Raw genomic sequence first — 12539 nt, forward strand, 5'->3', positions numbered from 1 at the left:
TCCCCCTCCCCTCTCTAGTTGTATTTAATCCTTGGATCAAGCAGTCGGTAAACGACATCGGTTAAAATATTGCTGACCACCACAATAAAGGCAATCACAAATACAGCAGCCTGAACGATAGCCATGTCGTGCGTATTCACAGCGACGACAAGTAACTGTCCCAAACCCGGCCATGCAAATACCGTCTCTGTAATCAGTGTACCTCCGATCAAGCTCGTAAATTGCAAGCTCATAATCGTAACGACCGGAATCAATCCATTACGGAAAGCGTGTTTTCCGATAACCACGATTTCTAGAATCCCTTTACTTCGGGCTGTTCGAATATAGTCCTGATTCAAAATGTCCAGCATACTGGAGCGAATGAGTCGGGTCATCTGTGCAGAAAGGCCGACACCCAGTGTAAAGGCCGGGAGTATTAAATGATCCATCCCGCCCCGGCCGGACACCGGAAGCATCCCTAACATGACGGAAAATAATAAGATGAGCATAATCCCCATCCAAAAGTTAGGCATGGCCTTGCCGACTACGGATAAACTGGAAATGATTAAATCGGTAAAGGTATTCCGTTTGACTGCTGAGATGACGCCCAACGGCACAGCAATGATGACCGCAAAAATCATGGCGGCTACTGCCAATTCAAAACTGGCAGGCAGCCGTTCCAATACTAACGGCAAAGCCGATTCACCATAGCGAAACGAGGTACCAAAATCTCCTTGTAAGGCACTGCCAATAAATTTAATGTATTGCGTATATAAGGGCTGATCTAGCCCCAGCGCCTGCGTTAACACTGCACGATCCTCAGCTGTAGCGGTCTCCGGCAGCATAAGGGCCACAGGGTCCCCGGTTACCCTCACCAGAATGAATACAATAAGGGAGACAATCAACAGTACAGGAATAACCTGAAGCAGTGATTTAGCGATATACGTTTTCAATCTGTCACCTCCGTAACCAGCAGGCTTTTTTTAAAAGGACGGGCAGGAACCTTCATTGAGGTCCCCGCCCGTTCATTTCTCATCTTTATTTAGCAGGTGTAATATCCTCTGCATAGAACATTTCATCGCTTCTCGGTTGGAAGTTCACACCGTTACCGGTGCCATAAATCCCTTCCATTTGGAACAAATATACGGCTGGACGATCTTCAGCCAAAATCTGTTGCACTTGCTGATACTCTTTTTCACGCGAGGCTGTATCCAAATTCGTCAGCGCATGCTGCAGCAGCTTCTCTACCTTCGGATTGTTATAATCCGTTTCGCCTTTTGCCTCTTCTACCAGATAGCGATTATAGTTGTTGGAAGCATCAAATAGAGAATTACCAATGCCGATCATAAACATTTCTTTGAAAGATTTGGAACTGTAACGCTCACTGAAAGCACTTGGCTCCAGCACGTCCAATTTAATGTTGAATCCTTCTTTATTTAACATCGCGGCTACGACCTCGGCATACTCTTTGTATATTGAGGATACTGAAAGGGTCAATGTCGGGCCTGCGCCAGCATAACCGGCCTGCTTCAGCAGTTCCTTAGCTTTAGCCGGATCATATAATGTTTTCTCATATAAGGAAGGATCGGCACCAAAGTTGCCTGGTGTAACGGAAGTACGGGTTACAATCCCAGCACCGCCTGCGATGCTGTCTACGATTCCTTTTTTATCAATCGCGAGATCTATCGCTTCTCTCACTTTGGAGTCAGCCGTAACACTGCCCTGACTTTGACGTAAAATCAATTGCAGCACACGCTGGATCGGAGCCTTGACGATTTTCTTACCCTCTTCGCCTTGAACACGTTCTATATCCGTGGAAGGGATACCAGATGCAATGTCAATCGAGCCTGCGAGCAGTTCAGATACACGCGTAGAGGCTTCTGGAATGGAGCGAAAAACAACTTGATCCCATTTGGGCTGACCTTCGTAATACTTATCGTTTTTAACGAGTACCACCCGGTCATCCTTGATCCATTGGCTAAATTTATAAGGGCCCGTACCTATCGGATTTTTAAGGAATGCCTCTATCCCATTTTTCTCAATATACTTGGAAGGTAAGATGCCAGCTCCCATTTTGGATAAACGATTCAACAGCAACGGATCAGGTCCATCGGTGATGATGTCTGCCGTATGTTCATCTACCACTTTCACTTCTTTGATATTTTTAAAGTAGGAATTTTGTTTGAGTGTGTTATCCTTTGCCACTCTTTCTATCGTGTACTTCACATCTTCGGCTGTGAATGGATCACCGTTATGGAAGGTTACCCCTTCGCGCAGATGAAAACGCCAAGTGGTATCATCTACCTTTTCCCAGGAAGTAGCGAGTCCAGGTACTTTCTTTTGCTGACTATCATTTTTCAATAAGTAGTCAAATACGTTAACCAGAACAGCTTCACTCGCCGTATTGTTATTGTTATGTGGATCAAAACTTTCAATATCCGTAGCATTAGCAATTGTCAGTACTTTACTGTCGGTCGATGTTGCGCTGTCTTTACTATCGCCTGTGGATTGGGTACCGCAGCCTGCCAGGATCATCGCAGCAATCAGTAACGTAATCCCGCCTCTAAACCACTTATGTCTATTCATCTTGTCCACTCCACTCCATTAAGGTTGTATATTGCCACACAGCTGCATTTGAGCGTCTTAATCCCAATTTTATGTTGTCTTCAAAAAATTCAGCGCGATGGCCGACATCATGGCTACCCCATAAGGCAGTACCATTTCATCTAAATCAAATCTGGGATGATGTAATGGATAGCTAGTATCTTCATCACCTCTCCCACATCCCAACCGGAAAAACACGCCGGGTACCTGTTCACAATAAAAAGCGAAATCCTCCCCGCCTGTTGACGGTTTGATGTAGTCCCACTCCTTGGAGCCAAACAATTGCTCACTCGTTTCCGTCATCAGATCGACCATATCCGGGTCGTTCTGCACAACCGGGTAGCCCTGCTGATAACTCAGCTCATATCCAGCTCCGAACGACTCACACACCCCACGGACCACCTGTTCGATCAGCTCAGGCATCCGGTTACGCAGTTCCGCAGATAGGGTACGCACGGTACCGATCATCTCTACTTCCGGTGCAATGGCCGCTCCCATATACCCGCCACTAATTTTGCCAATCGTAATGACCATGGTTTCAAGGGGATCAACCATACGACTTGAAATGTTTTGTAGGGCAGAAATAACCTGCGCGGACACGGCAATGGCGTCTATTCCCTCATGTGGACGGGCAGCATGACCGCCTTTGCCTAGAATCTTAATGGTTAAGCTATCTGCCGATGCAAAAGCGACCCCTTTGCTGACCCCCAGTGTTCCTGTCTTCAGACCCGGGAACATATGTAGTCCTGCCATCGCATCCACTTTTGGATTCTCCAATACACCGTCATCGATCATAGCCTTGGCCCCTGCCAAACCTTCTTCAGCCGGCTGAAAGACAAATTTGATATTTCCTCTTTCAGGTCGCTCCAAATGAGCAAGTAACTGTGCAGTTCCCATCAGTATGGCTGTATGGGCATCATGCCCACATAAATGGGCCTTACCTGGGATCTCCGAACGATAGGGAACCGTTTTTTGATCCTGAATCGGTAATGCATCCATATCTGCCCTTAGACCGATGGTAGGCCCTGGGCTTTTTCCCCGTAACAGAGCCACAACCCCGGTTTTCCCTACCTGGGTTGTCACCTCCAACCCGAGACTACGCAAGTGCTCGGCTACAATGCCCGATGTTCGAATCTCTTCATAACCCGTTTCAGGATGGCGATGAAAATCCCTTCGCCATGTGATCAATTGCTCTTGAAGTGGTCTAGATAAAGCCAAAAGCTCGTGTATGTTCATGTTTGCACCCTCCCCACTCGAATCGTATTCTTTTCTGTATGATATCGTTAGCCTTTTGCAACTACTCTTGCATAAATGGCATCTGCGGAATGTCCGATATGATGCTTCATCATTTCCCGCGACTTCTCAGCATCTCGTGCCCGAAGTGCACTCAAAATTTCTGTATGGACGTCGTAATTCACCGTCCGAATCTGATCATCATAGGGCATGAGATCAAGTGCCGGGTTAATCTTGGTACGAATCTGCCTAACCGCATCTTCACAAAATGGATTGCCAGATGCTTTGGCAATGGCCAGATGGAATTTAACATCCAAGGCCCGAAACCATTCTCGGGTACAGTCCGCTTCAATGCTCTGTTCCAGGTAATGCTGAAGCAGGTCCAGTTCATCCGTGGTGATCCGCGCAGCCGCTAAAAAAGCACCCTCTGGCTCCACAATCATCCGATATTCAAAGACCTTCAGCATGTGCTCCCAATCTTTTGCAATTTCTTCCCGGGTACGTTTATGAGAGTTTGCTGTCACTGGAAGAACAAAGGTCCCTCCCTTGGCACCTACTCTCTTTTCAATGAGTCCCTTGGATTCCAATTGAGATAACGCCTCACGAACTGTAATTCTACTGGCATTAAATATTTCTGCGAGTTCCCGTTCTGTCGGTAGTTGCTCCTCGCTAAGCAATTCCTTTAAAATAATAGCCTCTTCCAACTGCTCTCTAATAAAATCACTCACTTTTTTAGCTGATACTTTTTCAAAGCGCAGAGGAGTTTGGATTAACATATGAACACTCCGATCATAAATCTTTAAGGTCTAAACCTTATACCATTGTGAAAAACAAAAAAATATAAATCTGTTGTTGTTATCATAATACCTAGTAAACCTATATGCAATACTTTTTTTAAAATATTTATGATGCTTTCGAAACAATAAAAAGAAGCAGCCCCTTACAGAGCTGCTAAATCTTTGGTTATCCTTATGCATCATATAAATAGCACGCAACAGGTTATCCTGTGCGCGCTCGGTCATTCTCTATTTCTCCTCCAACTCATCCGGTACATCGTATTTATTGATATGTGAGGTCATTGCTGCAACTGCTTCGCTGGCATCCGTCGTGGCCGGCACTTCTCTAACCACATCATCCGTCTGGTCACGAAAATTCAAACGGTCTGCCTCGACTACTTTCTGTTGATTTGGTTTCATTTTTCATATCGCTCCTTTCTTATTCCAGTACCTGATCTCTTTCCGTTAACGTGTACAAAGGTACTTCCCGTTCCTCTTCTGGATGGTTCAGCGTATAAATGCGTGCCGTCTCACTCTGCTCGTTCACATGCTGAATATAAATGGGTAACCCATCACACAACACATTCGCCATTATGGAAGAGGACGCTATTTCTTGCGCTCTTTGAACGTTCACTTAGAAAAAACCTCCCTTGCTAAGTAGAGTTCCCCCTTACTATGCACGAGGTAAATATTTGTTATACACATTTCATGCCAACATGTTTTTCATGATCATGAAAGGATATCATTTGAAAAAATAAATATTATTGTTATTATGGATTGAGAGATTCAGTGAAAACTGCGATCTTAATTGTAGAGAAAAGGAGTAATGATGAATGTTAAACATATTAATGGTTAACTTTCCGGCAGAAGGACATGTAAACCCTACGATCGGGATGACGCAAGCCTTTGCAGCACGAGGGGACCAAGTACATTACATTACAACTGAGAAATACAAGGACAGACTCGAAGCCGTTGGAGCGAAGGTTCACCTGCATTCTGATCTGGTCAGGACTGCTTCCATTAATACCAATACTTCGGCAGGACTGAACGCATTTATGAATATCCATATCCAGACTTCAATGGACATCTTAGCCATTACCCAGCAGCTGTCTGAAAGCATTGATTTTGACTTTGTATTCTATGATAGATTCGGAGCTGGCGAGTTAGTTAGAGACTATTTGAAAATCCCTGGTATTGCTTCCTCCCCATCTTTTCTGATTTCGCAGAATCGGATGGCTACCAATCTCTTTCGCTCTAATAGAAATGAGCCGTTTCAACTTGATGAACAGGCCACGACCTCACTGCAGCTCATGAAAGAAAGGTTCGGTGTTGCTCCCGAAAATATGGTTCAATTTATGAGCAATACAGGGGCTTTGAATGTTGTATATACCAGTCGATATTTCCAACCAGACGCTGACAGCTTTGGTGAAGAGAATCTCTTTATTGGTCCCAGCTTCCCAGAACGCAAAGGGGAAAATTCATTTCCTTTGGACGCACTACAAGATAAAAAAGTTCTGTATATTTCGATGGGAACGGTTTTGGATCATGTTGAGGACTTTTTCAACACCTGTATTGAAGCTTTTTCCGATTTTGAAGGTATCGTCGTGATTGCAGCTGGCGAGAAAGCTGACTTTACGAAAATCAATCCAGCCCCAGAGCACTTTATCATCTCGCCCTATGTTCCCCAATTGGAGGTACTACGTCATTCAGATGTATTTATTACTCATGGTGGAATGAACAGTGTGAATGAAGGGATTCACTTTAATGTACCCTTGGTTGTACTGCCTCAGGACAAGGATCAGCCCATGGTCGCGCAGCGGTTAACAGAACTTCAAGCTGGCTATCGAATAACCAAAGACCAAATCAATGTACAATCGTTAAGAGGTGCCGTACATGAGGTAATGTCGAACGCAGCGTATAGAGAGGGCGTACAAAAAATAAACGATAGCTTCCAGCAATCTGGCGGTACAGAAGAAGCCCTCGCAAAAATTGATGCCTATCTTCAAAATAAGCTTGTGTAAATCACACAATTACAATCCTACAAAAAAACAGGAACCCGACCATCAATGGTCGGGTTCCTGTGTGTCATGCATTTCTATGTGGATATATCCCACTTCTGAAACGAAGCAATCGTACACTTTCCGCTCGCGAACGCTCGAATGCCCGTAGATTCCACTCCCGGATACACTCTTCCTGTGAGGACGTATTCACCGTCGCCGATGAATATTTCCACCGAGCTTTTATCGACAAAAACCCGAAGCTCCAGACGGCCCTCGTGTAAGCCCAAAGGCACTCTTCTCTCTCCTCCTGGGCCTATACCAGCACGTTCACGGTTGAAACGGAACAGACCGTCATCGGGACGATACGACAGTACAGTCTCCTCTTCGCTACCCACCCGCAGTTTTAAACCGAATTCATCGGTGTTACTGGCCACAAACTCAAATACGACCTTCAGTTCGTAGCTATCTCCGCGCGTGTCCATAATCTGCTCACCTGTCAGTAAGATATCCCGCTGCTCGAACAGATTGCATCGGTAATTCTTTACCTCTTCAAGCGGACGGAACAGCAGCCTGGCGCCGTCGATAACCACTTCCCGCGGAAGACTCATCGCACCAGCCCAATGGTGCCCCTGCTGGGTCGGCATCTCCGACTCCCACATATCCATCCATCCGATGACGATACGCCGCCCTTTATCATCCAAGGTTGACTGTGGGGCATAGAAATCGAATCCGTGATCCACCTGAGCATACCGCTCTGCCGTAAATGTTCCGGCAGCGGAATTGAAATCACCTATACCGTACATGGTGGAATGCAGATTGCGGTAAGCCTCCCCCTGCGCAGGCATGCGCTGCGGGGACAGCATAAATACGTGCCGACCACCGAGCGGGAACAGATCCGGGCACTCCCAATTATCGCCGAAGCGTCCGTCACTCACGGCTAGTACATTGACATACGTCCAGCTTTTCAGGTCTTCAGAACGGTAAAGCAGTACAAGTCCGTTCCCTTTCGCATCATTAGAACCGAGAACGGCGTAATATTGACCTTCGTGTCTGAACACCTTAGGGTCACGGAAGTCTTTACGGCTGATCGTGTCCGGTACAGCGTCATAACCGATGACCGGGTTGCCCTCCCACTTTTCGAACGTTATTCCGTCTTCTGATACTGCAATTCCCTGCGACTGCTTGTAATCCTGATCTTTGTCAGGCCCGGTTACAACATGTCCGGTATACATCAGGACAAGCTTCCCGTCCTGCTCAATCGCACTGCCAGAGAAGCAGCCATCCTGGTCGAACTCACCGTCCGGTGCCAAAGCGATCGGCAGATAATCCCACTTCATAAGATCGCGGCTGACTGCATGTCCCCAGTGCATCGGTCCCCATACTGATTTATACGGATAATGTTGATAGAACAAGTGATACTGCCCGTTATATTGAATGAAGCCGTTCGGATCGTTCATCCAGCCGAATTCAGCCATTAAGTGGTAGTTCAGCCGATAATCCGGCCGAAGCATATGCTTCGATTGGGAAATAAATTGATCTGCACGCTCTCTCGTATACGCTTTAGTCTGTTTGATAAAGCATCCTTCCCCTGCAGTTATTTAATCGAACCTTGCATAACACCCTGAATAATATACTTCTGGGCGAACAGATAGATGATAATGATCGGAAATATCGTCAGTACCAAACTTGCCATCAATGGACCATAATCCACTGTATAGGTTCCATAAAAGTTGTACGTGGACAATGGAAGTGTCCTTTGCTCCGGATCGACCAGAATGAGGGAAGGCAGCAGAAAATCATTCCAGATCCACAGCACATTGAGAATGGAAATGGTGGCCGTCGTGGGCATCAGTACCGGAAACACGATCCGGAAGAATGTCTGAAACCGCGTGCATCCGTCAATTAGCGCCGCTTCCTCCAGTTCCTTTGGAATACTCTTTACAAAACCATGATAAATGAAGACGGCCAGCGAGCTGCCAAAACCGATATACATGTAAATCAGCGACCACTTACTGTTCAGCAGATCAAGGGACCCGTAGATTTTCACCAATGGAATCATGATAGCCTGGAATGGAATGATCATGGATGCAACCATCAGCATAAATGTATATTGGTTGAACTTGGTGTTGTTTCTGACAAAATAATGAGCCGTCATCGCCGCGAACAGTGAGATAAACAGAACACTTAACACCGTTATGACCAATGAGTTGGTGAAGGCAGCGATATAATTCATTTTATCGAATGCATTCATATAATTGACCATACTGAAGCTCTCTGGAAGCGATAACGGATTTGAGGTGATGGCCATGTTTTCCTTGAACGAATTGATCAGCAGAAAGACGAACGGTACGATGAACAATATGAGTATGACTGTCAACACAATGAATTTGATCACGGAGGAAGCAACTCTTTTTCTTGCCATTACGCCTCCACCTCCAACTTCTTGCTAAAATAAACCTGAAGCAGAGTGATGAGAGCAACCATCAGGAACAACACGAATGCTTCTGCCTGCCCCACACCATAATCACGGGAAAGGAATGCCTTTTCATACACATGCATCGACACCATTTGAGTACTGCTGAACGGCCCACCTTTCGTGAGCGCAAGGTTCACGTCATAGACCATAAAACCGCGCTGCAGGGACAAAAATATACATACGATGAAAGAAGGAACCATCAAGGGCAGCACCATTTTCCGCAGTCTGGTCCAGCTGTTCGCCCCATCAATGCTTGCGGCCTCCATAATATCATTCGGCACACCCGTCAATCCCGCGATGTAAATGACCATCATGTAACCCGCGTTCTGCCACACGGTTACAATCACGAGTGCCCAGAACGCTTTGTCGGGATCAGCCAGCCAAGTCGTGCTGAGCGACTGTATGCTGGCATGTTGTCCCAAATAGACAAGCACGTTGTTGAATATAAACTGCCATATAAAACCGAGTACAATGCCGCCGACAAGGTTGGGCAGGAAAAATCCCGCCCGGAAAATACTCTGTCCTTTTAACCCTTTTGTCAGCACATAAGCCAGCATAAAAGCGATCACATTGATAAGAACAACGGTATAAAACACATACTTGAGCGTCAAGCCGAACGATTTCCAAAACTCAATATCTCTAAAAACAGCCAGATAGTTTTGGATGCCAACCAGCGATAGTGTGGTGGAAATACCATCCCAGTTTGTGAACGTCAGATAGATGCCGTACAAAAATGGAATGATCATTACTGTTATGAAGGCAAACAAGGTTGGTCCGGTAAACAGCAGCCGCGTCCGCAGCCGATTCCATACTCCTTTTTCCGCAATCATGATGATCCCTCTCTTTGTCCCTGATTTCTCTCTCTATTCCGGGTAATTTGAAAACAACCTTATTTTGCGGTCTTCCAGTAGTTTTCGATTTCTTTAACCAGTGTTGCGCGATCACCCTGTTTCGCCAGATACTTTTGCATGGAAGATCCTGTCTTGGACCAGTGGTCGGCAGGCAGCATACTCATCGACTGCTCTGACTTGCCTTTTGCGATATAATCCTGGATGGACTTGCCAAGCGGGTCGGCCGCAGGCAGTGTAATATTTTTGAACGCCGGGATAATGTTTGCTTGGTTCACGAGGAAATCCTGGCCTTTCGCTTCATAGACGATCCAGTTCAGGAACTTCTTCGCCGCCTCTTGCTGTTCTGGAGTAGCCTTCTCCTTGTCAATAACAATGCGCTTGGATACAGCAGACGAAATCTCCTGATTGCCGTAGTCATCGGCATTGTTGCTGATTGGTACAGGCAGAAAACCATATTCTTTGTTAGCGGTATCAAAACTGTTGATTTGCGGCCATGCCCAGTTGCCCATGAACCAAATGCCAACTTCACCTTTGCCGAGCAGTTCCGGTCCGCGTTCATAAGTTCCTGCTAGCGGAGAAGCCTGATCGATATTGTATTTCATCATGACGTCGAATGTATCCATAAGTCCGTTAAATACAGGATTATTAGCCAAGTCCGCCTGGCCCGCTTTTAGTGACGCCATGAATTTGTCTACTTCAGCCATGTCTTTGTTCTGGCCTGCATAAGCAAGAGGCAAATAATGAGCGCCCAGGGACCAGTCCATTGATGAAATCACCAGTGCTTTCTTTCCGGATGTCTCGATTTGCTGAAACAGTTTTTCAAGGTCATTTCGGGTTTTAATTGTGGTGGGATCAAAGCTTCCGCCTACCGCTTTATCTACAACGGCTTTGTTGTAAATGAATCCGTAGCCTTCAACAGCCAGCGGAAACGCGTAATTTTTACCATCAAATGTCGTAGCAGTGGTAGCGTTTTTAACAGTGTCCGCATTCCACTTTTCCCCACTTAGATCGAGGATACGGTCCTTGAATTTCTCAACATCACCTGTATCTAGCATGATCATGGTGGGCGGGTTTCCTGATGCATACAATGCGGAGGCACGCTCAAAAGGAGAACCACCAGTCGGAACCGGCTGGATTTCAACAGTAATGCCCGGATTGTCTTTCTGGAACGCCTTAGCGGCTTCCTCCAGCTGTGGAAGGATTTCGCCTTTGGAGTTCAAAAGCGTAATTTTCACATTTTTCGAATCCCCTGTTCCCCCTCCAGAAGCCGAATTACCTTCTCCTCCGGAGCCACTGCATGCAGACACCACCATAACCAAAAGAAGCAGCATTACCATCCATTGAACTCTTTTGAATTTCCTCATTGTTGTCATCCCCTTATTTATATAATGGCTCTGAACACTTAAATAAAACGCTTACAAACGGATTATATGTCAAAGGTTTAACTTGTGTCAATCGTTTGACATGTTGAATTTTTAACATGTACTAAAAAAAATCTGTTCCCCTTGTTAGAGGAACAGATTTTCATTCAGGTCGTTGCACGCTCAATTAGTTCAACAGGCAGCAGATTGACAGGTTGCACCTGCTCCCCTTCCGCCTGCCTGCGGATCAGCTCGACCGCCAGTCTGCCGATGTCTGCAATCGGCTGTCTTACCGATGTAAGTTCCGGCGTCAGCCAGGAAGCAACGCTTACATCATCGAAGCCTACAATGCGCACATTCTCTGGCACATGCCTTCCAGCGCGAATATATTCTTTCAGCGCAAAAGCGGCAATAATATCACTTGTTGCGAACACTCCATCCACATCCGGATGTTCATGAACGAGTTTTGAAATGATTCGCTCGTACTCCTTCTGATCGAACACATTCAAGTCTGTTTGAACGATCACATGCTCGACACCATTCCTGCCCACGACATCCCGGAATGCTTTGGTCCGCTCATTGGATAGCATGTTCAGCTCCAGATTTCCGCAGATATGCGCAATTTTCTGACAGCCTTTGCGAATGAGCAGCTCCGTAGCCAGCTCGCCTCCGCGATAATTATCCGAGGATATGTAAGGAATATACGGGTCGATCTGCCTATCAAACGTCACGATCGGTGAATTCAAATGTCGGTACTCTTCTACTTCTAATGTATGGCTACCCATAATGATGCCATCCACCCGGTTCCGCTTCAACATATCGATATATACTTTTTCCTTCACGGGATCCATATGTGAATTGCACAGCAGGACCTTGCAGTCATGCTGATAGGCATAATACTCGACCTGATTGGCAAGCTCACCGAAGAAAGGATGCGAGACATTGGGAATAATAAGGCCAATAATATTGGACTGCTTACGTAGCAGAGATCGTGCTATTTCATTCGGTTGATAATTAAGCTCCTCCATTGCGTCAAACACTTTTTTGCGTGTAGTTTCGCTGATATATCCTCGGTTATTCATTACACGGGATACTGTAGTGACTGACACGCCCGCTTTTAATGCTACATCATGAATTGTCGCCATATTAACCTCTTCCCGCACAAAATAAATACATACAAACTATACTCTCTCCTCATCATTTCAACAACCTTACATAACGGAAGGCCTCAAAATGGCCGTAAATGTTAGGTGACTGAA

12 protein-coding genes are annotated in these 12539 nt (G+C 46.0%); 1 reads left to right on the top strand and 11 read right to left on the bottom strand.

The window, feature by feature from the left end; translation table 11 throughout:
- Positions 1–14: 14 nt before the first annotated feature.
- From BM358_RS21150 to BM358_RS21175, 6 genes are all read right to left on the bottom strand, one after another.
- Complete coding sequence (locus BM358_RS21150) at positions 15–932, bottom strand: ABC transporter permease (protein ID WP_023990423.1); 918 nt, start codon at positions 930–932, stop codon at positions 15–17.
- Positions 933–1017: 85 nt separating this feature from the next.
- A complete protein-coding gene (locus tag BM358_RS21155; RefSeq protein WP_028541762.1) occupies positions 1018–2565 on the bottom strand; it encodes an ABC transporter substrate-binding protein in 1548 nt (515 codons plus the stop codon).
- A 69-nt stretch (positions 2566–2634) separates the two neighbouring features.
- Positions 2635–3819: a M20 metallopeptidase family protein gene (locus tag BM358_RS21160; protein WP_028541761.1), complete on the bottom strand. Its 1185-nt coding sequence runs from the start codon at positions 3817–3819 to the stop codon at positions 2635–2637.
- Between the two features lie 47 nt (positions 3820–3866).
- The gene (locus tag BM358_RS21165) at positions 3867–4592 is read right to left on the bottom strand and encodes a FadR/GntR family transcriptional regulator (protein WP_023990426.1); all 726 of its coding nucleotides are present in this window, start codon (positions 4590–4592) and stop codon (positions 3867–3869) included.
- 249 nt (positions 4593–4841) lie between these two features.
- Positions 4842–5012, bottom strand: a complete 171-nt coding sequence (locus tag BM358_RS26590) for a hypothetical protein (RefSeq protein WP_007432293.1) — start codon at positions 5010–5012, stop codon at positions 4842–4844.
- Positions 5013–5031: 19 nt separating this feature from the next.
- Positions 5032–5226: an H-type small acid-soluble spore protein gene (locus BM358_RS21175; RefSeq protein ID WP_028541759.1), complete on the bottom strand. Its 195-nt coding sequence runs from the start codon at positions 5224–5226 to the stop codon at positions 5032–5034.
- A gap of 199 nt (positions 5227–5425) precedes the next feature.
- Here BM358_RS21175 and BM358_RS21180 point away from each other — a divergent pair, with 199 nt between their 5' ends.
- Complete coding sequence (locus BM358_RS21180) at positions 5426–6613, top strand: macrolide family glycosyltransferase (protein ID WP_028541758.1); 1188 nt, start codon at positions 5426–5428, stop codon at positions 6611–6613.
- Positions 6614–6687: 74 nt separating this feature from the next.
- Here BM358_RS21180 and BM358_RS21185 read toward each other — a convergent pair whose 3' ends face one another.
- The 5 genes from BM358_RS21185 to BM358_RS21205 all read right to left on the bottom strand — a co-directional run bounded on the left by BM358_RS21185 (position 6688) and on the right by BM358_RS21205 (position 12425).
- Positions 6688–8103: a glycoside hydrolase family 32 protein gene (locus tag BM358_RS21185; protein ID WP_049828436.1), complete on the bottom strand. Its 1416-nt coding sequence runs from the start codon at positions 8101–8103 to the stop codon at positions 6688–6690.
- 83 nt (positions 8104–8186) lie between these two features.
- Complete coding sequence (locus tag BM358_RS21190) at positions 8187–9014, bottom strand: carbohydrate ABC transporter permease (RefSeq protein ID WP_025723176.1); 828 nt, start codon at positions 9012–9014, stop codon at positions 8187–8189.
- Complete coding sequence (locus BM358_RS21195; protein ID WP_028541756.1) at positions 9014–9898, bottom strand: carbohydrate ABC transporter permease; 885 nt, start codon at positions 9896–9898, stop codon at positions 9014–9016. The genes BM358_RS21190 and BM358_RS21195 overlap by 1 nt, the downstream gene beginning before the upstream one ends.
- Positions 9899–9957: 59 nt before the next feature.
- Entirely contained in the window at positions 9958–11283 is a 1326-nt protein-coding gene (locus BM358_RS21200; protein WP_028541755.1) for an ABC transporter substrate-binding protein, read from the bottom strand.
- 164 nt (positions 11284–11447) lie between these two features.
- Positions 11448–12425 carry a LacI family DNA-binding transcriptional regulator gene (locus tag BM358_RS21205; RefSeq protein WP_023990435.1) on the bottom strand — a complete coding sequence of 326 codons (978 nt, stop codon included), beginning with the start codon at positions 12423–12425 and terminating at the stop codon, positions 11448–11450.
- Positions 12426–12539 lie beyond the last annotated feature (114 nt).

This window comes from Paenibacillus sp. cl130 (assembly GCF_900116035.1).
GTDB lineage: Bacteria > Bacillota > Bacilli > Paenibacillales > Paenibacillaceae > Paenibacillus > Paenibacillus polymyxa_B.

Bases quoted from the DNA above. Each gene is read 5' to 3' on its own strand.
- BM358_RS21155 (WP_028541762.1), bottom strand. From the start codon at position 2,565: ATGAATAGACATAAGTGGTTTAGAGGCGGGATTACGTTACTGATTGCT.
- BM358_RS21160 (WP_028541761.1), bottom strand. From the start codon at position 3,819: ATGAACATACACGAGCTTTTGGCTTTATCTAGACCACTTCAAGAGCAA.
- BM358_RS21165 (WP_023990426.1), bottom strand. From the start codon at position 4,592: ATGTTAATCCAAACTCCTCTGCGCTTTGAAAAAGTATCAGCTAAAAAA.
- BM358_RS26590 (WP_007432293.1), bottom strand. From the start codon at position 5,012: ATGAAACCAAATCAACAGAAAGTAGTCGAGGCAGACCGTTTGAATTTT.
- BM358_RS21180 (WP_028541758.1), top strand. From the start codon at position 5,426: ATGTTAAACATATTAATGGTTAACTTTCCGGCAGAAGGACATGTAAAC.
- BM358_RS21185 (WP_049828436.1), bottom strand. From the start codon at position 8,103: ATGCTTCGGCCGGATTATCGGCTGAACTACCACTTAATGGCTGAATTC.
- BM358_RS21190 (WP_025723176.1), bottom strand. From the start codon at position 9,014: ATGGCAAGAAAAAGAGTTGCTTCCTCCGTGATCAAATTCATTGTGTTG.
- BM358_RS21195 (WP_028541756.1), bottom strand. From the start codon at position 9,898: ATGATTGCGGAAAAAGGAGTATGGAATCGGCTGCGGACGCGGCTGCTG.
- BM358_RS21200 (WP_028541755.1), bottom strand. From the start codon at position 11,283: ATGAGGAAATTCAAAAGAGTTCAATGGATGGTAATGCTGCTTCTTTTG.
- BM358_RS21205 (WP_023990435.1), bottom strand. From the start codon at position 12,425: ATGGCGACAATTCATGATGTAGCATTAAAAGCGGGCGTGTCAGTCACT.